Source organism: Campylobacter sp. 107, assembly GCF_002383835.1.
GTDB lineage: Bacteria > Campylobacterota > Campylobacteria > Campylobacterales > Campylobacteraceae > Campylobacter_D > Campylobacter_D jejuni.
Genome location: NZ_NXBA01000081.1, coordinates 73,386 through 97,023 on the forward strand (window position 1 = coordinate 73,386; position 23,638 = coordinate 97,023).

At 31.8% G+C, this 23,638-nt stretch carries 25 protein-coding genes and 5 tRNA genes; 20 read left to right on the plus strand and 10 right to left on the minus strand.

Translation table 11 applies throughout. From position 1 onward, the window contains the following. Both rplO and secY read left to right on the plus strand, forming a co-directional pair. On the plus strand, nt 1-393 hold the full coding sequence (gene rplO, locus BGS40_RS08305) for a 50S ribosomal protein L15 (RefSeq protein WP_096738610.1): 393 nt from the start codon (nt 1-3) through the stop codon (nt 391-393). Further along, nucleotides 393-1,658, plus strand: a complete 1,266-nt coding sequence (gene secY / locus BGS40_RS08310) for a preprotein translocase subunit SecY (protein WP_002864789.1) — start codon at nt 393-395, stop codon at nt 1,656-1,658. Before rplO ends, secY begins: the two co-directional genes overlap by 1 nt. A gap of 27 nt (nt 1,659-1,685) precedes the next feature. Here the strand turns inward: secY and BGS40_RS08315 are convergent, their stop codons facing one another. Beyond that, complete coding sequence (locus BGS40_RS08315; protein ID WP_096738611.1) at nt 1,686-2,957, minus strand: MFS transporter; 1,272 nt, start codon at nt 2,955-2,957, stop codon at nt 1,686-1,688. A 194-nt stretch (nt 2,958-3,151) separates the two neighbouring features. Between BGS40_RS08315 and topA the strand changes: the two genes are divergently transcribed. From topA to BGS40_RS08345, 6 genes are all read left to right on the plus strand, one after another. Continuing rightward, the gene (gene topA / locus BGS40_RS08320; protein ID WP_096738612.1) at nt 3,152-5,254 is read left to right on the plus strand and encodes a type I DNA topoisomerase; all 2,103 of its coding nucleotides are present in this window, start codon (nt 3,152-3,154) and stop codon (nt 5,252-5,254) included. A gap of 1 nt (nt 5,255) precedes the next feature. Further along, nucleotides 5,256-6,092, plus strand: coding sequence for a biotin synthase (locus BGS40_RS08325; RefSeq protein ID WP_002884213.1), 837 nt, complete (start codon nt 5,256-5,258; stop codon nt 6,090-6,092). Beyond that, complete coding sequence (locus BGS40_RS08330) at nt 6,073-7,248, plus strand: cation:proton antiporter (RefSeq protein ID WP_002888822.1); 1,176 nt, start codon at nt 6,073-6,075, stop codon at nt 7,246-7,248. Before BGS40_RS08325 ends, BGS40_RS08330 begins: the two co-directional genes overlap by 20 nt. Before the next feature lie 114 nt (nt 7,249-7,362). Next, nucleotides 7,363-8,631: a citrate synthase gene (locus BGS40_RS08335; RefSeq protein WP_057032735.1), complete on the plus strand. Its 1,269-nt coding sequence runs from the start codon at nt 7,363-7,365 to the stop codon at nt 8,629-8,631. A gap of 79 nt (nt 8,632-8,710) precedes the next feature. After that, complete coding sequence (locus BGS40_RS08340; protein ID WP_002851337.1) at nt 8,711-9,475, plus strand: 3'(2'),5'-bisphosphate nucleotidase CysQ; 765 nt, start codon at nt 8,711-8,713, stop codon at nt 9,473-9,475. Between the two features lie 39 nt (nt 9,476-9,514). Beyond that, complete coding sequence (locus BGS40_RS08345) at nt 9,515-10,285, plus strand: hypothetical protein (protein ID WP_087704516.1); 771 nt, start codon at nt 9,515-9,517, stop codon at nt 10,283-10,285. A gap of 23 nt (nt 10,286-10,308) precedes the next feature. Here BGS40_RS08345 and BGS40_RS08350 read toward each other — a convergent pair whose 3' ends face one another. From BGS40_RS08350 to BGS40_RS08360, 3 genes are read right to left on the minus strand one after another with little or no spacing between them, the layout of a single operon-like run. Continuing rightward, nucleotides 10,309-11,085, minus strand: coding sequence for a UDP-N-acetylmuramate dehydrogenase (locus BGS40_RS08350; RefSeq protein ID WP_044261762.1), 777 nt, complete (start codon nt 11,083-11,085; stop codon nt 10,309-10,311). Beyond that, nucleotides 11,082-11,351, minus strand: a complete 270-nt coding sequence (fliQ, locus tag BGS40_RS08355; protein WP_002851290.1) for a flagellar biosynthesis protein FliQ — start codon at nt 11,349-11,351, stop codon at nt 11,082-11,084. The genes BGS40_RS08350 and fliQ overlap by 4 nt, the downstream gene beginning before the upstream one ends. An 11-nt stretch (nt 11,352-11,362) precedes the next feature. Next, nucleotides 11,363-12,223, minus strand: coding sequence for a menaquinone biosynthesis family protein (locus BGS40_RS08360; RefSeq protein ID WP_002858996.1), 861 nt, complete (start codon nt 12,221-12,223; stop codon nt 11,363-11,365). 106 nt (nt 12,224-12,329) lie between these two features. On the opposite strand from BGS40_RS08360, the gene recA reads away from it, so the two are divergent. The 12 genes from recA to BGS40_RS08420 all read left to right on the plus strand — a co-directional run bounded on the left by recA (nt 12,330) and on the right by BGS40_RS08420 (nt 18,194). Then, nucleotides 12,330-13,361 (plus strand): recombinase RecA, encoded by a 1,032-nt coding sequence (gene recA / locus BGS40_RS08365; RefSeq protein ID WP_052817457.1) that lies wholly within the window; start codon nt 12,330-12,332, stop codon nt 13,359-13,361. Next, entirely contained in the window at nt 13,361-14,605 is a 1,245-nt protein-coding gene (gene eno, locus BGS40_RS08370; protein ID WP_002856489.1) for a phosphopyruvate hydratase, read from the plus strand. The genes recA and eno overlap by 1 nt, the downstream gene beginning before the upstream one ends. Before the next feature lie 65 nt (nt 14,606-14,670). After that, nucleotides 14,671-14,874, plus strand: coding sequence for a hypothetical protein (locus BGS40_RS08375; RefSeq protein WP_002839177.1), 204 nt, complete (start codon nt 14,671-14,673; stop codon nt 14,872-14,874). Next, a complete protein-coding gene (cgpA, locus tag BGS40_RS08380; RefSeq protein ID WP_002867529.1) occupies nt 14,864-15,526 on the plus strand; it encodes a glycoprotein CgpA in 663 nt (220 codons plus the stop codon). Before BGS40_RS08375 ends, cgpA begins: the two co-directional genes overlap by 11 nt. Continuing rightward, complete coding sequence (locus tag BGS40_RS08385) at nt 15,526-16,374, plus strand: DNA ligase (RefSeq protein WP_096738613.1); 849 nt, start codon at nt 15,526-15,528, stop codon at nt 16,372-16,374. Before cgpA ends, BGS40_RS08385 begins: the two co-directional genes overlap by 1 nt. Nucleotides 16,375-16,416: 42 nt before the next feature. Continuing rightward, nucleotides 16,417-16,494, plus strand: a tRNA-Pro gene (locus tag BGS40_RS08390). Nucleotides 16,495-16,518: 24 nt separating this feature from the next. After that, nucleotides 16,519-16,595, plus strand: a tRNA-His gene (locus BGS40_RS08395). A gap of 3 nt (nt 16,596-16,598) precedes the next feature. After that, a tRNA-Arg gene (locus BGS40_RS08400) sits at nt 16,599-16,675 on the plus strand. Between the two features lie 14 nt (nt 16,676-16,689). Then, nucleotides 16,690-16,766: transfer RNA gene (locus BGS40_RS08405), tRNA-Arg, on the plus strand. Nucleotides 16,767-16,770: 4 nt separating this feature from the next. After that, nucleotides 16,771-16,855 (plus strand) — tRNA-Leu (locus BGS40_RS08410). Between the two features lie 175 nt (nt 16,856-17,030). Further along, nucleotides 17,031-17,474: a hypothetical protein gene (locus BGS40_RS08415; RefSeq protein ID WP_074469157.1), complete on the plus strand. Its 444-nt coding sequence runs from the start codon at nt 17,031-17,033 to the stop codon at nt 17,472-17,474. 282 nt (nt 17,475-17,756) lie between these two features. Then, nucleotides 17,757-18,194: a DUF411 domain-containing protein gene (locus BGS40_RS08420; RefSeq protein ID WP_002858990.1), complete on the plus strand. Its 438-nt coding sequence runs from the start codon at nt 17,757-17,759 to the stop codon at nt 18,192-18,194. Nucleotides 18,195-18,203: 9 nt separating this feature from the next. On the opposite strand, the gene BGS40_RS08425 is transcribed toward BGS40_RS08420, so the two are convergent. The 6 genes from BGS40_RS08425 to BGS40_RS08450 are packed head-to-tail and all read right to left on the minus strand — an operon-like array spanning nt 18,204 to nt 23,593. Then, entirely contained in the window at nt 18,204-18,707 is a 504-nt protein-coding gene (locus BGS40_RS08425; RefSeq protein ID WP_002851157.1) for a TlpA family protein disulfide reductase, read from the minus strand. Beyond that, entirely contained in the window at nt 18,668-19,156 is a 489-nt protein-coding gene (locus BGS40_RS08430; RefSeq protein ID WP_002851267.1) for a TlpA family protein disulfide reductase, read from the minus strand. Before BGS40_RS08430 ends, BGS40_RS08425 begins: the two co-directional genes overlap by 40 nt. Next, entirely contained in the window at nt 19,153-19,806 is a 654-nt protein-coding gene (locus tag BGS40_RS08435; protein WP_002860103.1) for an ABC transporter ATP-binding protein, read from the minus strand. Before BGS40_RS08435 ends, BGS40_RS08430 begins: the two co-directional genes overlap by 4 nt. After that, the gene (locus BGS40_RS08440) at nt 19,803-20,921 is read right to left on the minus strand and encodes an ABC transporter permease (RefSeq protein ID WP_002877031.1); all 1,119 of its coding nucleotides are present in this window, start codon (nt 20,919-20,921) and stop codon (nt 19,803-19,805) included. The genes BGS40_RS08435 and BGS40_RS08440 overlap by 4 nt, the downstream gene beginning before the upstream one ends. Further along, nucleotides 20,911-22,203 carry an ABC transporter permease gene (locus BGS40_RS08445; protein ID WP_096738614.1) on the minus strand — a complete coding sequence of 431 codons (1,293 nt, stop codon included), beginning with the start codon at nt 22,201-22,203 and terminating at the stop codon, nt 20,911-20,913. Before BGS40_RS08445 ends, BGS40_RS08440 begins: the two co-directional genes overlap by 11 nt. Continuing rightward, entirely contained in the window at nt 22,190-23,593 is a 1,404-nt protein-coding gene (locus BGS40_RS08450) for a Fe-S-containing protein (protein ID WP_096738615.1), read from the minus strand. The genes BGS40_RS08445 and BGS40_RS08450 overlap by 14 nt, the downstream gene beginning before the upstream one ends. Nucleotides 23,594-23,638: the final 45 nt, after the last annotated feature.

The window sequence follows — 23,638 nt, forward strand, 5'->3', positions numbered from 1 at the left end:
ATGAATTTAACAAAAGCAGCGGGTTCAACGCATAAAACTAAAAGAATTGGCCGTGGTCAAGGTTCTGGCATGGGTAAGACTGCTACTAAAGGGGGTAAAGGTCAAACTGCTAGAAAAGGTTATAATGAAAAAAGAGGTTTTGAAGGGGGTCAACAACCACTTCAAAGAAGACTACCAAAAGTAGGTTTTACTTCTAAAATTCAAAAACCTTATGTGATCAATGTTGAAAAAATCACAGCTGTAAAAAAGCTTAGTGAAATTACATTTGAGAGTATTAAAAGTGTTCACAAAATTTCAAAATCTGTGAATAAAATTAAATTAATTGGTGCAAGTGCAAAAGACTTAGTATCAAAAATCAAAGACGAGAATATTAGCGTCACCGGATCAAAATAATGAATAGAGCATTGACGAATAAGATTTTAATCACCTTAGCATTTTTATTTGCTTATAGGGTTCTGGCTTATGTACCAGTTCCTGGCGTCAATGCTGATGTGATTGCGGAATTTTTTAATAACAATCAAAACAATGCTTTGGGTTTATTTAATGTTTTTAGTGGTGGAGCGGCTGAACGCTTTTCTATCATTTCTTTAGGTATTATGCCTTATATTACTGCTTCTATTATTATGGAGCTTCTTGCAGCAACTTTTCCAAATATTGGTAAAATGAAAAAAGAGCGTGATAGTATGCAAAAATATATGCAAATTATCCGTTATGCGACTATTGTGATTACTTTAGTTCAAAGTATAGGCGTTGCTATAGGTTTGCAAAGCTTACATGGTCGTGGTGGTGCAGGGGCCATAATGGTAGAAGATTTAAATATGTTTATCGCACTTTGTGCTATTTCTATGCTTGCAGGAACTATGCTTTTAATGTGGCTTGGCGAACAAATCACACAAAGAGGTATAGGAAATGGTATTTCTTTAATCATTTTTGCAGGTATTGTTTCAGGTATCCCAAGAGCGATTTCAGGAACTGTAGGACAAATTAATTCAGGCGAGATGAATTTCTTAACCGCTTTTGCAATTTTTGCTTTGATTTTAATCACCATAGGGGTGATTATTTATATAGAACTTGGAGAAAGAAGAATTCCTATTTCTTATTCTCGTAAAGTTGTAATGCAAAATCAAAATAAACGCATTATGAATTATATTCCTATTAAACTCAATCTTAGTGGGGTTATTCCACCGATTTTTGCTAGTGCGATTTTGATGTTTCCAACAACAATTTTACAAACTAGTACAAATCCTTATCTACAAGCCATTAATGACTTTTTAAATCCAAATGGTTATTTGTTTCATGTTCTAACTTTCTTGTTTGTAATTTTCTTTGCTTATTTTTATGCTTCTATTGTATTTAACGCTAAAGACATAGCAGAAAATTTGAAAAAACAAGGCGGTTTTATCCCTGGAATTCGTCCAGGTGAAGGAACTTCAAGTTATCTTAACGAAGTAGCTTCTCGTTTAACTTTATCAGGTTCTATTTATTTAGGGCTTGTTGCAACCTTACCTTGGGTTTTGGTGAAATTTATGGGTGTGCCTTTTCATTTTGGCGGCACTTCTGTACTTATTGTAGTTCAAGTAGCACTTGATACGATGAGAAAAATTGAAGCTCAAATTTATATGAGTAAATACCAAACTTTAAGTGCGGTAGGTTTGTAATAAATAAAATTAGCAAGATTTTTCTTGCTAATTTATTCTAGGTTTTTGCTTTAAAAATAAAAACACAATGCACACTATAAAAATTACTATTGACCATATTAAAAAAGCATCTACAAGACCCATTTGTCTAACGATAGGTTGAGAGATAATAGGACTTAAAAATTGTCCTAAAAATATACAACTTGCTAAAATTCCATAAGCCCTAGAGCGAGCATTTTCAGGACAGATTAAAAAAAGATAAGCCGTATTATTTACAAGCATAATACCTCCACCCATTCCAAGCAAAGCTAAGGCGATTAAAACTGTGAAAAAGCTATCTACTAAAAAAAGCAGTAAAAAAGAACAAGATACGATAAAAAGAGTTAAAACATAGATAGTTTTAATACTTAAGAATTTTATAATATATCTATAGCTTAGAGAGAAAAAACCATAACATAGCGCAGATACAGACATCGAAATACCTATATATTTAGGATCCAATCCCAAATGTTCTTCTATATAGTAAGGAAGTTGAGTTGGCGAAATATAATAAACTACCATGATAAAAAAACCTATAAAATAGATAGGGAAAAATTGCCAATAATTTGTTTTTGTTTCTATTTTTGTATGATTATAGAATTTAAATTTTCTAGGTTCAAAAAGATAAATGATAGCCATTAAGGTAATTAAAATTCCAAGTCCATATACCAAAAAAGGATAACGCCAAGAATAATTTGAAACAAATCCCGCAATAGAAATAAAAACAGCACCCCCTACTGCACAAAAAAATCCTTGAAGACTTAAAGCATTTTCTCTGCGATTAAAGCCACCACGACTATAATAATCCCCAAGCAAAGCCGAAGCGCCTGTCATTATAAAAGCAGTTGCCATACCAAAAATAGCTCTTGAAGTCAGTATAGTATAAATATCATTTAAGAAAAAGCCACTTATCCCAGAAATAGTCCAAACCACCATAGCTGGAAGAATAAATTTTAATTTGCCAAATTTATCCATTAAAATACCAGCAAATGGAGATAAAATGACAACAAAAATAGCAGGGATGGTTAAAACTAAGCGAACAAGTATATCAAGATGAGCTAATGTGAAACTTGAAGCAAGAGTAGCGCCACTTTGGGTTAAAAGTTCTTCAAAATGTCTGTTGATAGCAGGCAGAGCAGATGAAATGACCACGCTTCCTAGCATAGTCATAGCAGCCATAGAAAACACAGCTGCTTTAAATCCGGACTTTTCAGTAATTTGAATTATTTTTTTATCCATTTTTGTGTCATTTGGATGAAATTTATAAGTTTTGTCATTCATAATTTTTACCTTTTTTATTTTATTATACTCCAAAAATTATGGTTTGTATTTAAAATTACTTAAAATTATATTTTATTTATTTTGTTATGATAGTTTTGTTTTTAAAATATTTTAGCTTGATTAAAATATATTTTATAAGTAGAATTTTAAATATTTTTAGCTAAATTCAGCTTTTTATTTAACAAGGGTGCAAAATGAAGAAAAATTTAATCATAGTAGAATCTCCTGCAAAAGCTAAAACCATAGGAAATTTTTTGGGAAAAGATTATGAAGTTATCGCTTCTAAAGGACATATTAGAGATTTGCCTAAATCAAGCTTTGGGATTAAAATAGAAGATGATGAATTTATCCCTGAGTATAGAATCACAAGTGATCATAGCGCCTTAGTTAAAGAACTTAGAAGCAAAGCCAAAGATGCCAAAGAAGTCTATCTTGCAACGGATGAAGATAGAGAAGGAGAGGCTATAGCCTATCATATTGCAAAAGCTATAGGAAAAGATGAAAACACCTTACCACGCATTGTTTTTCATGAAATCACTAAAAGCGCTATAGAAAATGCTTTAAAAAATCCAAGAAAATTAAACATGCATTCTGTAAATGCTCAGCAAACCAGACGCCTTTTAGATCGCATTGTAGGGTATAAGCTCAGCCCTTTATTAGGACAAAAAATTCAAAGAGGACTTAGTGCTGGGCGTGTTCAAAGTGCGGCTTTAAAGATCATAGTCGATCGTGAAAAAGAAATTCGTGCCTTTGTACCCCTAGAATACTTTAGTATTGATATGATTTTTCAAAAAGATTTAGATGCAGAACTAGTTGAGTTTGATAAAGCCAAGATAGAAAAACTTACCATTACCAACAAAGATCGTGCTAAACTTATACTAGAAGCTTGTAAAAATGAAGTTTATAGTATAAGTGACATTGAAAGCAAAGAAAGAAAAATCGCTCCGCCGCCTCCTTTTATGACTTCAACTTTACAACAAAGTGCCAGCAATCGCCTTGGTTTTAACCCTAAAAAAACCATGATGATAGCTCAAAAGCTCTATGAAGGAGTAAATACCCATGAAGGCGTGATGGGGGTTATTACTTATATGAGAACCGATAGTTTAAATTTAGCCAAAGAAGCAGTAGAAAATGCAAGAAAATTCATACAAGCAAATTTTGGCAAAGACTATCTTCCAAGCAAAGCAAATGTATATACTACAAAGACTAAAGGCGCTCAAGAAGCTCATGAAGCTATACGCCCTACAAATTTAAGTTTTACTCCAGAAATTTCGGCTAAATTTTTAGACAAAGATGAGTTAAAACTTTACACACTTATTTACAATCGCTTTTTAGCTTGTCAGATGAGTCCTGCTATCTCTCAAACTCAAAATGTATTTGTAAAAAATGATAGAGCAGTTTTTAAAATAAGCGGTAGAAAAATCCTTTTTGATGGATATTATAAAGTTTATGGTGATATGGATAAGGATAAAATTTTGCCAAATTTTAAAATAGGCCAAAATTTAAAAGTGCAAAATTTAGAAATGAACTCACATTTTACCGAACCACCTTCAAGGTATTCAGAAGCAGGACTTGTAAAAAAACTTGAAAGTTTAGGCATAGGTCGCCCTTCTACTTATGCACCAACCATTTCTATACTTACAAGCCGTGATTATGTAACAATAGATAAAAAACAACTCATTCCTAGCGATGTTGCTTTTAATGTAACCGAAGTGCTTGAGAAAAATTTTAGCGATATAGTAGATAGTAAATTTACTTCAAACCTTGAAAATACGCTAGATGAAATCGCAGAAGATAAGGCAGATTGGCAAGAAACTTTAAAAGAATTTTACTATCCTTTTATGAGAAAAATCGAAGAAGGAAAAACAAAAATAGCTAGTCAAAAAACTGTCACAAAACTAGGCGAAAGTTGTCCTGATTGTGGCGGAGAGCTTGCTATTAGAAAAGGGCGTTTTGGAGAATTTGTAGCGTGTTTAAATTTCCCAAAATGCAAGTATTCAAGAAATTTAAAAAGTGAAAGCAAAAACGAAAGCGAAAATACAGCCACAAAAGCTAAAGCTAATGGTACAGGCATTACTTGTCCAAGTTGTCAAAAAGGTGAAATTGTAGAACGCTTTTCAAAACGTGGTAAATTTTATGGCTGTAGTGCTTATCCAAAATGCAATTTTATAAGCAAATACAAACCAAGTGAAGAAAAATGCGAAGAGTGTGGCGAAACTTTAGTGATAAAAGAGCTTAAAAAAGGTACATTCTTAGAATGTTTAAAGTGTAAAATCAAAAAAGAAATGAAGGATTAGAATGCAAATCATGCTTTGTGCTATTTCAAATATAGCGAGTGGAAATTGTTCAGAAGACTGTAAATACTGCACCCAAAGCGCTCATGTAAAAACAGATATTCAAAAATATCGTCGTAAAGAACTTTCACAAATCGTTTTAGAAGCAAAAATGGCAAAGAAAAATGAAGCCTTGGGTTTTTGTTTGGTTACGGCAGGACTTGGGCTTGATGATGAAAAGCTTGAGTATGTTTGCGAAGCTGCCAAGGCTGTGCAAAAAGAAGTGCCCAATTTGCTTTTAATTGCCTGTAATGGTATGGCAAGCGTGGAACAACTCAAAGAACTTAAAAAAGCAGGAATTTTTTCTTATAATCACAATCTTGAAAGTTCTAAGGAATTTTTTCCACAAATTTGCACCACACATACTTGGGAAAGTAGATTTCAAACCAATTTAAACGCTAAAGAAGCAGGGCTTATGCTTTGTTGTGGTGGAATTTATGGTATGGGTGAGAGCGAAGAAGATAGGCTAAGTTTTAGAAAATCTTTGCAAGAATTACAACCTTTTTCAACGCCTATTAATTTTTTTATAGCAAATGAAAATTTAAAACTACAAGTTCCAAGACTTAGTGCTGATGAAGCTTTAAAAATCGTGCGTGACACCAAAGAGGCTTTGCCTCAAACTGTAATCATGGTTGCAGGTGGACGTGAAGTGGTATTGCAAGAAAGGCAGTATGAAATTTTTCAAGCAGGTGCCGGGGCTATTGTTATAGGGGATTATTTAACCACTAAAGGTGAAGAACCAAGTCAAGATATAATAAAATTAAAAGAAATGGGATTTACTTTTGCATCAGAGTGTCATTGATACACAGGCTTTAATCGATTTAAAAATTCTCATTGTTATAGCCTTGTGTTTGCTTTTTTCTCCGCATATTGCGAGAATTTTACGCTTGCCTCTTTCAGCTACTGAAATTATTTTAGGGGCAATAATAGCGTATTTTGGTTTCATAGGAAAAAGTGAAAATTTTGCACTTTTAGCCAATGTAGGTTTTTATTATCTAATGTTTATAGCGGGTATGGAGGTAAATTTAAGAGCCTTTTTTAATATGGATAAAGAAGTCGCCAAAAAAAGTTTTTTTTATATTTTTTTACTTTATACTTTATCTTCTTTTATAGTATGGATTTTTGGACTTTCTTTAGTATTTGTTATCATTATACCTGTGATGAGTGTAGGGCTTTTATCTTTACTTTTTAAGGATTTTGGAAAAGAGTGTTATTGGCTAAATATTGCTATGATAGTAGCTACTTTAGCTGAGGTGATTTCTATTGTGCTTTTGACTATAGCGGGAGCTTTTTTGCGCGAAGGAACAGGTATTATTGATGTAGCGCAAAGTATTTTATATCTTAATATCTTTTTGGGGCTTTGTTTGCTTGGATTTAAAATGCTTGGTGTGCTTTTTTGGTGGTATCCTCAGCTTAAAGTTGTGCTTATGCCATGGGAAGATAAAAATGAAAAAGATATAAGATTTTGTATGGCCATTTTTATACTGATCATTGTTGCTATGGTTATTACAAAACTTGAAATCGTTCTTGGTTCTTTTATAGCAGGTTCATTTATAGCTACTTTTTTTGATCATAAAAAAGATCTTGAGCACAAGCTTTCTACTTTTGGACACGGGTTTTTGATCCCTATTTTTTTTATCCATATAGGTTCAACCTTTGATCTTAAAATGATTTTAGATTATAAAATCGTTTTACAAGCATTTTTACTTATGTTTGTTATGGTGGGTTTAAGAATTTTATGTGCAAGTGTTTTTTTAAAAAGAATTGGTTTTAAAAATATGATTTTATTTGGTCTTAGTCATTCTATGCCTTTAACCTTGCTTATAGCAACAGCTACTCTGGGTTATTCGGGCAAGGTTATTGATGAGAAACTTTATTCAGCACTTATTTTAACAGCGTTATTTGAGGCTGTTATTGTTATGAGTATGATTAAATTTCTTTCTAATTCTAAAAAATGAAAGTTACTTTTTTACTCAAAAAAGCAAACAAAATCTTAAAAATTTAATAATAAAAAAACTCATAATCGTCCTTTTTTGTTAGAATTAATAAAAGTAACAATAAAAGGAGCGAAAATGTCAAATTCCGTTACTATAACCGATAATAGAAATGGAAAAAGTTATGAATTTCCTATATATGACGGTACAACTGGGCCAAGCGTTGTAGATATGTCAAGTTTTTATAAACAAACAGGAATGTTTTCTTATGATGAGGGCTTGACTTCTACAGCTACTTGTAAATCAAAAATCACTTATATTGATGGAGAAAACGGAATTTTAATGCACCGTGGCTATCCTATAGAGTGGCTTGCTGAAAACAAACTTTATTTAGATGTGGTTCATCTTTTACTTTATAAAGAATTACCTGATGCTACGCGTCTTGAAGCATTTCGTTATGAAATGAAAAAGCGTTCTTTTATCCATGAAGGTATGCATCGTCTTTTTGATTCTTTCCCTGATAATGCTCATCCTATGGCAGTTTTACAAGGTGCTGTTTCATCGCTTAGTGCTTTTTATCCTGATCATTTAAACATGAATGTAAAAGAAGAATATATGGAAATGGCAGCTAGAATAGTAGCTAAAATCCCTACTATAGTGGCTACTGCTTATAGATATAAACACGGCTTTCCTATGGCTTATCCAAATTTAGATCGTGGTTTTACAGAAAATTTCTTATATATGTTAAGAACCTATCCTTACGATCATGTAGAGCTTAAACCTATAGAAGTAAAAGCACTTGATACAGTTTTTATGCTTCATGCAGATCATGAGCAAAATGCTTCAACTTCAACAGTTCGTGCTGTGGGTTCAACTCACGCTCATCCTTATGCCTGTATAGCAGCAGGTATTGGTGCGCTTTGGGGTCATGCACATGGTGGAGCTAATGAAGGTGTTATTAGAATGCTTGAGCAAATAGGTAGTGTTGATAGGGTAGATGAATTCATCAAAAGAGCTAAGGATAAAAACGATCCTTTCCGCTTGATGGGCTTTGGGCATAGGGTTTATAAAAATTTTGATCCTAGAGCAAAAGTACTTAAAAAACTTCGTGATCAACTTATTGATGAGTTGGGTATTGATACCAATCTTATTAAAGTAGCAACGCGTATAGAAGAGATTGCTTTAAGTGATGATTATTTTGTTCAAAGAGGGCTATATCCGAATGTTGATTTTCATAGTGGACTTATTTTAAAAGCCTTAGGTATTCCAAATGAAATGTTTGCTACTTTATTTGTTATAGGACGCACCCCAGGATGGATAGCTCAGTGGATAGAACAAAAAGAGCAAGAAAATCTTAAAATAGTCCGTCCAAGACAACTTTATTTGGGTGAAACTAGTAAAATATAATTAAAATTTTTGTGGAAATTAAAAATTCCACAAAATCTTCTTGTATAATTTTAAAAAATCTTATAGAAAGTTTATAATCATGCTTAATCTTGATAAATTTTTAGAAATTGCTATAAATGCTAGCAATCAAGCTTCTAAAGCTATTTTAGAAGAGAGAAAAAATTTCAAAACTTGGGAAAAAGAAGATAAAAGCCCGCTTACATCAGCAGATCTTGCTTCTAATAAAATTCTAAATGATATTTTGGGTTCTACGGATATTAAAATTCTATCAGAAGAAAAATTACTCAGCAAAGAAGAGTGTGAAGAATTAAAAACTTTTTGGCTTATCGATCCTCTTGATGGAACAAGTGGTTTTTTAAAAGGCAGTGATGAATTTTGCGTTATGATAAGTTTGGTTCATGACAATCGCCCTGTTTTATCACTCATACAAAATCCATCAAAAGGTGATATATTCTATGCTCATGCAAAAACCAAGGTTTATAAAAACGATAAACCTTTACAAATTGACCAGCAAGAATACGAGAAAAATAAATATAAAGCCTTATTGAGTGTTAATCATCTTAGCAAAGAAGATGAAGACTTTGCAAAAGAGCATCAATTAGAAGCTATTAATATAGGCTCTGGATTGAAATTTTGTGCTATTTTAGAGGCTAGGGCAGGAGTTTATAAAAGATTTGAAAAGCTTAATATTTGGGATATTGTAGCAGGAGATTTTTTGATTAATCAAAATGGAGGATTTATGGGAGATTTTTCTAAAAAATACATTTTATATAGCCCTTTAAATTATAAATCCAGTCCTTTTATTTGTGTTTCATCTAGGAATTTTTTACAAGATTTTTTATAAAATAAAGAGTATAATTTTATATTTAAATAGTTTATAAGGATGAAGATGAGGTATTGTTTCATTTTGTTTTTAAGTTTAGTTTTAAGTTCTAATCTTTTAGCGAATAATTTTTCTCAGAAAAAAGTTATTAAAATTGAAAAAAGCGCAGATAGTTTTGAAGTAATAGATCTAAATCAAAATGTTGCAAATCCAAATCTAAATCAACAAAAAGCATTGTTTGATAGTTCTACCTTGATTGAAAAAAAATCGCAAATCACCAAAGATAAAGATATTGATTTTGCCATTGTATTAACTTCTACGAAAAATTTTGGTTATTTTTTAGATGGTTTTAGGGTGAGTGATAAGGAATTTTCTACATTATTTGCTAAAAATTTGATTCAAAGTTTAAGGCTTGATTGGGTTAATTCTGCTGCAAATGGTATTTATCAAAATCCTAAAACTTTGTCATATTTTAGCCCTAAGGATGCAAAACTTATAAATGTAAGTCCTTTTTTAACACAAGAAAAAGATAAGGCTAAAATGTATGCCAAATTTACAGATTATGTTGTGGTGGTAAATTTGCAAGATTTTTATGTAAATATTACAAATTATTTTATCACAACTAGTAAAGAGGGTGTGGCTAGTGTTAATTTTAAAATTATTTCTACAAGCAATGGAAAAATTCTTGCAGCAAAAAATGCAAAATTAAATTTGATATTAAAAGATCAAGATACAAAACAAAATTATCAAGATATTGTAAATCAAATGCCAAAAATGTTAGCTAGTGTTATAGATAATGAAATAAAAAAATTAAAATTAACTATCAATTAATTTAAAGATATATTGAAAAATTTTTAGATAATAATCACTTCATTTTCTAAGTTTATGCCAAATTCTTCAAAGACTTTTTTTCTAGCCAATTCGATAAGAAAAAACGCATCTTCAAAACTTGCATTTTTTTTATTGATTAAAAAATTTGCGTGTTTATCGCTTAACATAGCATCTCCCTTGTTAAATCCTTTAAGTCCTACAGCTTCGATTAAACGTCCTGCAAAGTCGTTTTTTGGATTTTTAAAGATAGAGCCAAAGCTTGCTCCATTAGGTTGGTTGCTTCTTGCATTTTTTAAAGCTTCATCTTTAAGGGTATCAAAGCCAAAATTTAGTTTAAATTCAGCCCAAAAAAAAGGCATATTTAAAGGACAAAAACGATAATCAAAATTTATATTTTCTCTTGGAATTTCGCCTTGAGAAGTAGCAATTTTGATTAAATTTTGACTGATACACTCTCCTTTAAGCCCTGCATTCATTTTCAAAAGACCACCAAGTGTGCCAGGAATTTTGCTTAAATACTCAAAACCCTTAAGATTATTTTCTTTAGCAAAGCGATATATTTTACTTGATTTTGTTTTGCAGCCTATGCGAAGATGTATAAAATCTTTATTTCGATCTAAAATTTGTATAAAATCAAAACCATCTCCTAAAATTCCTATATTTTTAGGTTTTGGGCTAACTAAAAGGTTGTTTGCACCACCTATTAAAAAACCATCAAAATCACAAATTTGATCCAAAACTAAAACTTCAAATTCATTTCCTATACGCACAGAAGAGTATTTTTTAAAATCAATGATCATTTGATAAAAGTTGGAATTTGATTTAGTATATTCTCAGTAAAATCAATCATAGTTGTAGTCATCCAAGGCATTAAAAAGATTAAAATAACTACAACCAAGATGATTTTAGGAACAAAAGAAAGTGTCATTTCGTTAATCTGTGTAGTTGCTTGAAAAATACTGATCACAAGCCCTGCAATAAGCCCTGCTAAAAGCATAGGCAAGGAAAGTAAAAGTGTGATTTTAAAGGTTTGCACTCCAAGAGCAACTAAGGTACTTTCATCCATTTTTATCCTTTTTAAGAATTTCTAGCTTCTTCGTATTCGCTAGGGATAAGAAAATCATTTACATGTATGATTTTATCATAAAATTTATAATCATATCCTAGTTTAAAAAGCGTATCTACAGCTAAAAGTTGAGTTTGATTCATGCTAATAGAGTTTTTATTGGCATATAAATTAAGATAAGTATCAAGTTTTTCTTCATCAACACGGATAAGTTTTCTTTCCATAAGCATAGGGGCTAAAATTTTACGATTTGCATCGGCAATTTTTACAGCATTGGTTAAATCTCTTTCGATCTTAATCGCGTCGCTTAAAGGTAAAGAACGACGCAAAGCCATTCCACCTAAAGGCAAAGGCAAATTTTCTTTAGCAAATTCAAGCCATATATCCCAAAGTTCTGCTTCCACGTAAAGACTTTGATCAAAATCTAAAATGCTTTCATGGATCAAAACTCCCGCATCTACTTCGCCACTTAAAACCGCATTTTCAATGTCTAAAAAATTCTTATAAATAATTCTTGCTTCAGGATATTTCATGCGAAAAATCAAAGCATTGGTGGTATTTGCTCCACTCAAAGCGACTTTAAAATTTCTTTTTAAATGCGTGTCTTTTTTCTTGATGAGTTTTGGCCCATAACCTTCACCAAAACTCACTGCTGTGCGTAAAAGTGCATACTCAGAAGCGATTAAAGGATAAAGCCCAAAAGAAATAGCCGTAGCATCAAATTCATTTTTCAAGGCAAATTCATTTAAAGTTTGTATATCTAAAGCTGTATTTTCATAAGCAAAATCATTCCCTATCCACCCAAATTTAATTGCCATATACATAAAAATATCATCAGCATCAGGAGAATGTGCAATAGTAATTTTTTTCATCTATGCTTCCTTGTAAATCTTTGCTTTAATTCTAGCAAAATAAATCATTATTTAATTTTATTTTGTTAGAATTCTAACTAAAAATTTAGAATTTTTAAGGAAAGTTATGGATGATAATAAAAGAAAATCTCTAGACGCTGCCCTAAAAAGTTTAGATAAAACCTTTGGAAAAGGCACTATTTTAAGACTAGGGGATAAAGAAGTCGAGCAAATCGATAGCATAGGCACAGGTTCAGTTGGGCTTGATCTTGCTTTAGGTATAGGCGGTGTTCCAAAAGGAAGAATTATAGAAATTTATGGACCTGAAAGTTCAGGTAAAACCACTCTAACTTTACATATTATCGCAGAATGCCAAAAAGCAGGTGGAGTTTGTGCTTTTATCGATGCAGAACATGCGCTTGATGTAAAATATGCTAAAAATTTGGGTGTAAATACAGATGATTTGTATGTTTCTCAGCCTGATTTTGGAGAACAAGCCTTAGAAATTGTAGAAACTATAGCAAGAAGTGGCGCAGTAGATCTTATCGTAGTAGATAGCGTTGCAGCACTTACTCCAAAAGCAGAAATTGAAGGCGATATGGGCGATCAACATGTAGGACTTCAAGCAAGACTTATGTCTCAAGCTCTAAGAAAACTTACAGGTATAGTTCATAAAATGAATACCACAGTAATTTTCATCAACCAAATTCGTATGAAAATTGGTGCTATGGGTTATGGCACTCCTGAAACTACAACAGGTGGAAATGCATTAAAATTCTATGCTTCTGTGCGTTTAGATGTTAGAAAAGTAGCAACCTTAAAACAAAACGAAGAACCTATAGGAAACCGCGTTAAAGTAAAAGTAGTTAAAAATAAAGTTGCTCCTCCATTTAGACAAGCTGAATTTGATGTGATGTTTGGAGAGGGTTTAAGCCGTGAAGGTGAATTGATTGATTATGGTGTAAAACTTGATATCATAGATAAAAGTGGTGCGTGGTTTTCTTATAAAGATAAAAAACTTGGACAAGGTAGAGAAAACTCAAAGGCTTTCTTAAAAGAAAACCCTGAAATTGCAGATGAAATCACAAAAGCGATTCAAAATTCTATGGGAATAGAAGGCATGATCAGCGGTAGCGAAGATGACGAAGGAGAAGAATAATGTTAGTAATTGAAGATGTTAGAGCCTATGAAGTTCTTGATAGTAGAGGAAATCCAACCGTAAAAGCCGAAGTTACGCTAAGCGATGGAAGTGTAGGTGCAGCTATAGTTCCAAGTGGTGCGAGTACAGGTTCAAAAGAAGCTTTAGAATTGCGTGATAATGATGAAAGATTTGGCGGAAAAGGTGTTTTAAAAGCTGTTGCAAATGTCAATGAAACCATTGCAGATGAAATTTTAGGACTAGATGCTTTTAATCAAACTCAACTTGATGATACTTTGCGTGAGCTTGATGGAACAAATAATTACTCAAATTTAGGTGCAAATGCGACTTTAGGCGTATCTATGGCAACAGCTCGTGCGGCTGCGGCTGCTTTGGGAATGCCTTTGTATCGCTACTTAGGTGGTGCAAATGCGAGCATTTTGCCCGTACCAATGTGTAATATCATAAATGGCGGTGCTCATGCAAACAACAATGTAGATTTTCAAGAATTTATGATCATGCCTTTTGGTTTTACTAGCTTTAAAGAGGCTTTGCGTTCAGTTTGTGAAATTTATGCGATATTAAAAAAAGAACTCGCAAATTCCGGACATTCTACGGCTTTAGGTGATGAAGGCGGTTTTGCTCCAAATTTAGCTAACAACACAGAACCTATCGATCTTTTAATGACTTGTATCAAAAAAGCAGGTTATGAAAATCGTGTAAAAATCGCTCTTGATGTAGCAAGTACAGAATTTTTCAAAGATGGCAAATACCACATGGAAGGCAAGGCTTTTTCAAGTGAAGATTTGATCGAACGCTATGTAGAACTTTGTGCAAAATATCCAATTTGCAGTATTGAAGATGGCTTAGCTGAAAATGACTTTGAAGGTTGGATTAAGCTTACTGAAAAATTGGGCAATAAAATTCAGCTTGTAGGCGATGATTTGTTTGTAACCAATGAAGATATTTTAAGAGAAGGTATCATCAAAAAAATGGCAAATGCTGTGCTTATTAAACCAAATCAAATCGGAACTATTACCCAAACTATGAGAACTGTGCGTTTAGCGCAAAGAAATAACTATAAATGCGTGATGAGTCATAGAAGCGGCGAAAGCGAAGATGCTTTTATAGCGGATTTTGCTGTAGCTTTAAATACAGGACAAATCAAAACAGGAGCTCTAGCAAGAGGTGAAAGAACTGCAAAATACAATCGCTTGCTTGAAATTGAACTTGAAAGCGATGAATATTTAGGAGAAAAGCTCTGAGCGATTTACTTAAAGAATACGACGAAAGCACAAGAAAAAAAAGTTTTTATACCCATGTTATAAAAATGATTTTTTGGGCTTTTCTTGTTGTAATTGGAGCGATTTATTTTGGCAATATGTTTTTTGGGCAGTATTCTTTAGATACTTTATTAAGCTTAGAAAATACCAAAGAAGAGCTTAATAAAAAGATTATTTTGCTCAAAGAACAAAATGCTAAAGCACAAAAAGATTATTTTGAATTAAAAGGATTATACCCAAATGAAAACTAGAATTTTGGCAATATTTTTTATTTTTACCTCTCTTTTATATGCTGATGAAAATCCTTTTAAGACAGATCAAAATATAACCTTGGTTGCTCCACCTGAATTTCAAAAAGAGGAAGTTAAATTTAATTCTAGTGCAAGAATTTTAAAAAGCATCACTTTTAATTATATCAATTTAGACGGAAGTGAAGATAAGATCGATTTAGATGTCAATAAAAGTATTGATTGGCACGATACTTATACTATATCAAGATTTAAAAGCCCTGATCCTTCAAAAGTACTTGATGTTTCAGTTACTATACCTGAAAAAAATAGTTCTAAACAAGAATCAAACTCAACAGCCAATGTTGAAATACCTTTACAGGTTGCAAAGATTTATGATTTTATTTCTTATGCGGTTTATAAAAATAAAATAAAACTTAACACTAGTGATGAAATGATTACAGATTTTTCAGTAGGGAATCCAAGTAAAATCGTTATAGATTTTAGATCTAAAATGATTAGCCCTACAAAAAACATACGCCTTAGCAATTCTATTTTTAAACGCATAGACTTTGGATCTCATAAAGGATATTATCGACTTGTAATATATCTTGATGGAACTTATAATTATAGTATTCAAAAAGATGCAACTGGATATATGATTAATCTGCTTTGATGAGATTTGTTTTTTTAATATGTTGTGCTTGTTTAGTTTTTGCTAATGAAATTTTACTTCTTAGCAAATTCGATAAGCAAGATTTTAACTCTAAAGATTTTAATGCTTATTTGATGAGCGAAAAACTTGATGGAGTGCGTGGAATTTGGGATGGGAAATATCTAAAAACTCGCCAAAATTACAAAATAAAAACTCCTGACTTTTTTACAAAAAATTTCCCTCCTTTTGCTGTTGATGGTGAGCTTTGGATAGCAAGAAATAAATTTGATGAAATTTCAGCTTTAATTCGTAGTGGCGATAGTAATTTGACTTTATGGAAGGAAGTAACTTATAATATTTTTGATGTGCCAAATGCTTGCGAAGAATTTCAAATTTCTACTTGCACTCTTAAAAATCGTTTGGCTGTTTTAGAAGAGTATTTGCAAAAATATCCTAGTGCCTATATAAAAATTATTCCTCAAATTCCAGTTGAAAATCAAAATAATTTAAATCAATTTTACGAAAGCATTATAAAAAATCGAGGTGAAGGTATTGTCATACGCAAAAATTTAAGTCCTTATGAAAAAGGCAGAAGTAAAAATGCTATGAAATTAAAACCCTATGATGATGCAGAGTGTGAGTTAGTAGGATTTCGCAAGGGCAAGGGTAAATTTGAAAATCAAGTAGGTGCCTTACTTTGTAAAATGCCTAATGGACAAATCATTAAAATAGGCAGTGGTTTAAAAGATGAAGATAGAAAAAATCCTCCAAAAATTGGTAGTATTGTGACTTATAAATTTAATGGATTGACCAAAAATTTCTTACCTCGCTTTCCGGTGTTTTTAAGAATAAGAGATGAAAATCCTTGACTTTAAAATTATTTTGTGATAAAATATTTCCTTTTATTTATTCGGGGTGTAGCGCAGTCTGGTTAGCGCACTTGGTTTGGGACCAAGGGGCCGAAGGTTCGAATCCTTTCACCCCGACCATTTTTTATAAATTTATACAAAATGGTGAGTGTAGCTCAGTCGGTTAGAGCATCAGATTGTGGTCCTGAGGGTCGTGGGTTCAATTCCCATCACTCACCCCACTAGCGCTCGTAGCTCAACTGGATAGAGCGACAGACTTCGGATCTGTAGGTTATGGGTTCGATTCCTATCGGGCGCACCACCAAGATTTTATATGCGTTCATAGCTCAGCTGGATAGAGCAACGGCCTTCTAAGCCGTAGGTCAGAGGTTCGAATCCTCTTGGGCGTACCACTTTGCGGATGTGGTGAAATTGGCAGACACGCCAGACTTAGGATCTGGTGCAGCAATGCGTGAAGGTTCAAGTCCTTTCATCCGCACCACTTACTTTTATCATTTTCAAATAAGAGTTGATTTCTCATAAATTTTTATTTCATTTTAAAATTTCTTATGATTGTTAGATAAAATGCAAATTTAATTTAGATAAATTCAAAAATTATCTTGCAAAAGATTTGAAAAATAATTAAAATATACAAAATTCAATTCAAGGAGATTAAAATGAAAAAATTAGGTTTAGCTTTAGCAGCTTTAGTTGCTTTAAATGTGTCAGCATTTGCAGGGGTTATCACTATACATGATTCTAATTTAGTTAAAGTATCAGGAGGAGATGATGCCTATGCAAAAATAGCTTTAGATAACGCTAAAGAAGAAATGAAAGATGAATTCAATACTGATAACTTAGAAATTTATGCTATAGAAAGTATCAAAAAAGATGATCCGCATGAATATGATGTTATTCAAAGGGGAAGTTTTAAAGTAATGAAACAAGAAATAGCAAAAGGAAAGACTGTTTATTATAATAGATTCTTAGTTGTAGATAGAAAAACAAATTGGGCTTCTGAATGGGATATTGAATGTGATCATCTTGATAGACCTATAAAATTAAGCAATAATGTTAATTGTCGTTCTGGTATCTCTTCAAAGCGCTATAATTTCAAATAATACTTGAAAGCTCTAAAATAATAGAGCTTTCACACCATAAAGGTTTTAACTATAAAAAACATAGTAAGTATAAAATATATCTAAATTTTAAGCTTTTTAAGTTAAAAATTTCTAGTTTTTTAAATCGTTTTATCTTTTATATCTTTACTGCAAAGACAAAATCAACACTCATTAAAATCTTTTCTTGATTAAATTTTTGTAAATTCATTTTTAGTGTTAAAAATGTGATGATATTAACTTTATAAAAGTATTATTATATATTTTTTACTTAGGATAGCGATTATGAAAAAAACAATTTTAACCATTCTTTTTTTACTCACTCTTACGCAGGCTAAGGAAATACAAGTTTATGAAAGTCCTACTTGTGGCTGTTGTGATCTTTGGGCTGATTATATGAAAGCTAAGGGTTATGAGGTTAGCGTTCATAAAACTAATGATTTTCTTAAGATTAAAGAAAAAATGGGTATAAAAGATGAGTATCAAAGTTGCCATACAGGTGTGATCGAAGGCTATGCTATTGAAGGGCATGTTCCTGAAAGTGCTATAGCATGGTTGCTTGAAAACAAACCTAAAGATGTTATAGGAATTTCAGCTCCTGGCATGCCACAAGGAAGCCCAGGAATGGAACAAGGTTATAGTGAAAAATATCCTGTAATTTTAATGAAAAAAGATGGAAGCTATGAGCTTTATGGATATTTTATAGGGGATAAAAAGCTTTAAAGTAAATTTTTAGCTTTTTACTTTTTTGATTTCTTTTTCAAGTATGCTATAAGGAGTTAAGCCTATGAATTTTTCATCCATTTTTCCTTCTTTGAAAAAACTAAGCACAGGTACTCCATATATTTCCCCAATGGCACTTGAAAGGTATTTAGCTGCTCTTTTTTCATAAAACATTGCTAAATTAGATAAACCTTTTTCATCAGCCCAAGCTTTTGCATCATTTGCATCATTTGCATCGCCTAAAACCACAAAGATATTAAAATCATAATTTTTAGCCAAATTCTGTAAAATAGGAATTTGTTCTTTGCAAACTCCGCAATCTTTTGTGAAAAATACTAAGGCAAAATTTTGTGCTTTATCATTTAGTTTTAGGCTTTTTTCAAAACCATTGTAGGCAAAATTATAGGTTTTATCACTATTTAAAGCTTTAAAATTTTCTCCACTATCACAAGCTACAAAAAATAAAGCTATAATTAAAGCAAAGAAATAAGCTTGGATTCGAAAAATTCCCATGGTTTTTCTCCTAAAATTCTATCTTTTATCATCCCATCTTTAATGATGATGGTAGTAGGGGTTGCAAACACAGCATAACGATCATTGGTGATTTTAAGATCGTCTTTTAAAACTTTTACATTTTTAAAGTCAAATTGTTCGGCTAAAACCTTAACCACATTGGCATTATCGATGGAATTTATAGCATAAACACTGATTTTATTGGGGTGATTTTGTATGAATTCATCTAAAGAAGGGAGTTCTTTTAAGCAAGAAGGGCAGCCATTTTGAAAAAAGACCAAAACTTTTAAACTTGTATTATCATCAGCAAGTTTTACAGCTTTTCCTAAGGTATCTTTAGCTGAAATTTCAGCGCTTTTTTCTCCAACTTTTCCAGTATCTTTTGAATTTTCAAAAGAACAAGCATTGAGCAAGAACAAAATGCTTAAGATTAAAAGGCTTTTTTTCATTTTAACACCCCATGTTGTAAGATAAGGGTTCGATCTGCGAATTTGGCTAAATCAGGATTGTGTGTGATTAAAACTATGGTTTTGCCTTCATTTTTTAATTTTTGCAAGGTTTGAAGAACGATTTGTTCATTGGCTTCATCTAAATTCCCTGTGGGTTCATCTGCGAGTAAAAGCTCTGGGTTGTTGATCAAAGCTCTTGCTATGCAAACTCTTTGTTGTTCTCCACCACTTAATTGGCTAGGTAAATGAGTGAGTCTGTGCGAAAGTCCTACTTTTTCAAGAACCATTTTAGCATCTTCTTCATCTACGCTTGAGTGATAATACTGAGAGAGCATAACATTTTCTAAGGCGTTAAGATAGGGGATAAGATGAAATTGTTGAAAGACAAGCCCTATTTTTTCACGACGTAAGGTGATTTTTTGCTCCTCATCCATTTGCTCTAGGTTTTCATTGTCTAAGATATACTCCCCAGAGCTTGGAGTGTCCATGAGTGATAGTATGTTTAAAAGCGTTGATTTTCCACTTCCTGATGGACCCATGATGGCAAGCCATTCTCCTTCATAGACGCTTAAGTTGATATTGTTTAAGGCTTTAACTTTGCCAAATTCTTTATTTAAGTTGTTTATTTTAATAAGTTCTTTTTTCATTATTCACCTTTCAAATTTTCACACACATTGATTTTTAATGCTCTTTTTATAGGAAAAAATGCAGCCAAAAAGGCAAAAATCAAAGAAATGATTAAGGCTATAAAAACAGCTATAAATCTAAAATCAATACTAGAATTAAAAATCAAATAACCAAAGACATTGGCTAAAAATATCCCACAAAAAGCTCCGATTAAACTAGCAAAAAAACTTACTATAAAGCATTCACTAGCAAAAAGTTTAAAAATTTCACTTTTTTTCGCACCCAAGGCTAAACGCAGTGCGATTTCTTTTTTGCGAGAAAATATAATAGAGCTTAAGGTCGTATTAACGCTAGTAGTGACTATGATCAATACTACAAGTATGATTAAAAACATTAAAGCTTTGATTTTTCCAAGCACTAAACCTTCACTTAAGGATACTGAAGATATAGGTTTTGCATCGATGAATTCATTGCTGATTGCTTGTGTTTTGGCTTTAACTTCATCAAAATTTCCATAAACTACAGCATTAGCATAGTTAATACCGGCTCTATCGCTTAAATTTTGCACCACGCTTAAAGGAGCTAAAACAATGCTATCAAATTCATCATTGCTTGAAAGTATGCCTTTTATGGTAAGTTTTATGCTTTTTCCATTGTTTGGATTGTAAATTTGAAGTTCATTGCCTGTTTTTAGGCCCAGTTGCTTGGCTAAATTAACCCCTAAAAAGGCTGAATTTTCATCAAAATCATTTAGGGAAAAGCTTCCTTCTTTAACTTCTAAAAAAGGTTTGGTGATTTTTAAAGCCCTAAAATCAGTGCCTAAAACCACTCCGCTTGTACTGCCTAAATTTAAAAAATCATACAAAAAAGGAGTTAAAGCCCTAGCCTTTAAATTTTCTTTTATTTTTTCATACTCAGCATTGGAGATAAAATTTTCATCCTGCTTAGGACTTATCATTACATTTGCTCCATAAGCTTTTAATTCTTTAGAAAGTTTGGTGTCAATATCAAAATAAATATTTAAAAAAGCTGAGCAAGTAAGTGCTCCTATAAAAACACTTAAAACTATTATAAAAAGTCTTTGATAAGAAAAGCTAATGCTTTTAAAAAGCTCATTAAGGAAAAACTTATCTACCATAAAGCACTCCTGCAGCTGAAAGTTGTGTGATATTTTTGATAGGAAGCAAGCAACCTAGTAAGGCAATAAGTCCTGCAAAAATAAAGCTTAAAGGTAAAGCTATAAAGGCTATATCAATAAAATATCCAAAAATACTAAGACTGATGATTTGAGAAAGTGCTGTGCCAAAAATAAAGCCAAATAAAGCAGCAAATAAAGCTACGATTAAATTTTCACTAGCAAAGATGAGATAAATTTGAAAAGTATTAGCACCAAGTACTTTTAAAAGTCCTATTTCTTTCTTTCTGCGATGAATTTCAGAACTCATTAGACTTGAAATTGCAATACTTGCAACAATAAGACAAATAATGCAAGTAACGCCCATCAAGGATTGGATCTTTTTAACCACCAAGCTTTGAGCATCGCTTATAGCATTTAGAGCTTTTGCATCAGCACCTGGTAAGCCATCGCTAATTTGACTAGCGATTGAGCCTACATAGGCTGAGCAATACCATTTGTCATATTCTAACTGATCTAATTTTTCTTCTCCCATGCGACGTACTTTTTCAGAAAGGGCTGATTCAGGTATGGTAAAAGCTCTTACTTCTGCACTTGAGTAAAGCCCTTGTTTGTTGAGTAAATCTTGAGCTAAATTTAAAGGAGCGATGATTTTATTTGACATTTTAGGATTGGTATGAAGTAAAATGCCTACGATTTTTGCTTCTTTGCTTTGATTGTTTTCTCCTATGAGTTTGATAGTATCTCCTAATTTTAATTTATTGTTTTTAGCAAAGTCTTCGCCTAGCATGATTTCATTGCTATCATCTTTTGCCCATTCTCCTTGCACTGCTAAATAAGGATAAAGACTTTTTATACCTGTGATAAAATCATCATCATCTTTAATTTTTATGGCTTTTTGAAAATAAGTACTATAAATAAGTGCTTTTTGTTGGGAGTTTTCAATTGTGATTTTACCTTCCAAAAAAGGAGCAAGTGCGGTGATGTTGTTACGCCAATAAATATCTTTAATCATATATAAATTTTTTTCTTCTAGGTAGTTTTTGTTTTTTAAGGGTTCATAAAGTTCATTACCTATTTCTATACTAAGGCTTGAGCCTTTGGGTAAAACAAGGATATTAGAGCCATAGCTTTTGAGTTGTTTAGTTACTTCATCACCTATACTTAGGGTAATATTTAGCATAGTAGAGAGCAAAAGCGTGGCTAAAAAACAAGTAAGAAAGGCTAAAAATTTTTGAATTTTGTTTTTAAATATAGAGTTAAAAATCATTTTAGCCAACATCATTTCTCCTTTGGATTAAAAATTGGGCTTCGTTTTCTTCTACATATTTTGTAGGATCTTTTTTAAATTCTTCATAGTTGTTTTGATTTGAAAAATAATAAGTAATCCCTTTATAGCTATAAGAAAAAGGAGCTTGGGTGTTTATAACCTTTGTTTTTGATACAGGATCTTGCACTTCAATTTCTTTGATTTGACTAAAATAATTAGATCCTGCTATTACATCTTTAACATCTATGGTGATTTTTTTACCATCGTATTCGTATTTGAGTGGGATAGGATTGCAACCCCCGCTTTTACCTACACTTGGCAAGAAAATACGCACATTGCAAGAAATGCAAATGAGTTGTCCATCTTTTTTGATATAGCCCATATCTCCACAAATCATACAAGCATCAAAAACAGCTACAGGAGAATCCTTATCTTCTCTTTTGTTGATAAGAAAAAACCTTATCACTTTGCCTTCAGCACTGATATAAGCAAAGCGGTGGAGTTTGTTGTCCCTTAAAAGAGCTATATCAAAGATAAATTTGCCATTCTTATCGGGTAAAATTTCTTTAGGCTCATCTATGGTTAAAGGCTTAGAGCTTACCATAAAAAAGTATAAAACAATGCAAAAACTTATAACACAGGAGATAAAAACACTGGAAAAATAGCGATTAATAAGACTTTTTTTAGCTTCGTTTTTGCGATAATTTATATCTAAAATTTGTTTTTTGCTTATATTTTTTTTGCGAATTTTTAAGCTTAAGAATGCCAAAAAAGTGATGAAAATTAAATAAACATAAATTCCAAAAACACCAAAATAATTACTTTTTCCTACAAAACTCACCAAAAAAGTATGAGTTTCTATGATGGAATTTCGCATTAAAGTAAGCAAGATATTGGCTAGAGCTTTATCGCTTTCTATAAGGATAAGCAGTAAAAACAGCATAAAGCTTGTTTTTTGATTAAAATTTTTTTGCCATTTTAAAAAGAAGAAAATCAAAATACAAACAAGCAAGGCTAAAGCAATAAAACCTAAAGAACTTATACCTTCGCTATCGATTAAAGAGCTAGTAAAAATAGGGAAATCTTGACTTAAAAAATAATAATGCAAAGCGGTGCAAAAACTTAAAATTCCCAATAAAATAAAATTTAAAATTTCAATTTTTTTCCAAAAATAAAATATAAAGCTTGCTAGCAATAAACCTATAAAAACAAAATCAAAATTAAAGATTAAATTTTCGGTTTTTAAAAATTGTGCTGCGATAAAAAAAGCAAAATATCCAAATAAAAAGCCCAAAAAAACTACTAAAAAACTTTTAAAAATATATTTTTTATCAGGAGTGATAAAGGCCATTAAAATACTTAGCGGTAAAACACTGATAAGAAAATGCACAAAATATATACTCATAATTTACTCTTTAAACATTGTTATTTTAATTTTTCAAATAAAAAT

Excerpts from the sequence above, each read along its gene's own strand:
- rplO (WP_096738610.1), top strand. The coding sequence starts at position 1 with ATGAATTTAACAAAAGCAGCGGGTTCAACGCATAAAACTAAAAGAATT.
- secY (WP_002864789.1), top strand. The coding sequence starts at position 393 with ATGAATAGAGCATTGACGAATAAGATTTTAATCACCTTAGCATTTTTA.
- BGS40_RS08315 (WP_096738611.1), bottom strand. The coding sequence starts at position 2,957 with ATGAATGACAAAACTTATAAATTTCATCCAAATGACACAAAAATGGAT.
- topA (WP_096738612.1), top strand. The coding sequence starts at position 3,152 with ATGAAGAAAAATTTAATCATAGTAGAATCTCCTGCAAAAGCTAAAACC.
- BGS40_RS08325 (WP_002884213.1), top strand. The coding sequence starts at position 5,256 with ATGCAAATCATGCTTTGTGCTATTTCAAATATAGCGAGTGGAAATTGT.
- BGS40_RS08335 (WP_057032735.1), top strand. The coding sequence starts at position 7,363 with ATGTCAAATTCCGTTACTATAACCGATAATAGAAATGGAAAAAGTTAT.
- BGS40_RS08340 (WP_002851337.1), top strand. The coding sequence starts at position 8,711 with ATGCTTAATCTTGATAAATTTTTAGAAATTGCTATAAATGCTAGCAAT.
- BGS40_RS08345 (WP_087704516.1), top strand. The coding sequence starts at position 9,515 with ATGAAGATGAGGTATTGTTTCATTTTGTTTTTAAGTTTAGTTTTAAGT.
- BGS40_RS08350 (WP_044261762.1), bottom strand. The coding sequence starts at position 11,085 with ATGATCATTGATTTTAAAAAATACTCTTCTGTGCGTATAGGAAATGAA.
- fliQ (WP_002851290.1), bottom strand. The coding sequence starts at position 11,351 with ATGGATGAAAGTACCTTAGTTGCTCTTGGAGTGCAAACCTTTAAAATC.
- BGS40_RS08360 (WP_002858996.1), bottom strand. The coding sequence starts at position 12,223 with ATGAAAAAAATTACTATTGCACATTCTCCTGATGCTGATGATATTTTT.
- recA (WP_052817457.1), top strand. The coding sequence starts at position 12,330 with ATGGATGATAATAAAAGAAAATCTCTAGACGCTGCCCTAAAAAGTTTA.
- eno (WP_002856489.1), top strand. The coding sequence starts at position 13,361 with ATGTTAGTAATTGAAGATGTTAGAGCCTATGAAGTTCTTGATAGTAGA.
- BGS40_RS08375 (WP_002839177.1), top strand. The coding sequence starts at position 14,671 with ATGATTTTTTGGGCTTTTCTTGTTGTAATTGGAGCGATTTATTTTGGC.
- cgpA (WP_002867529.1), top strand. The coding sequence starts at position 14,864 with ATGAAAACTAGAATTTTGGCAATATTTTTTATTTTTACCTCTCTTTTA.
- BGS40_RS08385 (WP_096738613.1), top strand. The coding sequence starts at position 15,526 with ATGAGATTTGTTTTTTTAATATGTTGTGCTTGTTTAGTTTTTGCTAAT.
- BGS40_RS08415 (WP_074469157.1), top strand. The coding sequence starts at position 17,031 with ATGAAAAAATTAGGTTTAGCTTTAGCAGCTTTAGTTGCTTTAAATGTG.
- BGS40_RS08420 (WP_002858990.1), top strand. The coding sequence starts at position 17,757 with ATGAAAAAAACAATTTTAACCATTCTTTTTTTACTCACTCTTACGCAG.
- BGS40_RS08425 (WP_002851157.1), bottom strand. The coding sequence starts at position 18,707 with ATGGGAATTTTTCGAATCCAAGCTTATTTCTTTGCTTTAATTATAGCT.
- BGS40_RS08430 (WP_002851267.1), bottom strand. The coding sequence starts at position 19,156 with ATGAAAAAAAGCCTTTTAATCTTAAGCATTTTGTTCTTGCTCAATGCT.
- BGS40_RS08440 (WP_002877031.1), bottom strand. The coding sequence starts at position 20,921 with ATGGTAGATAAGTTTTTCCTTAATGAGCTTTTTAAAAGCATTAGCTTT.
- BGS40_RS08445 (WP_096738614.1), bottom strand. The coding sequence starts at position 22,203 with ATGATGTTGGCTAAAATGATTTTTAACTCTATATTTAAAAACAAAATT.
- BGS40_RS08450 (WP_096738615.1), bottom strand. The coding sequence starts at position 23,593 with ATGAGTATATATTTTGTGCATTTTCTTATCAGTGTTTTACCGCTAAGT.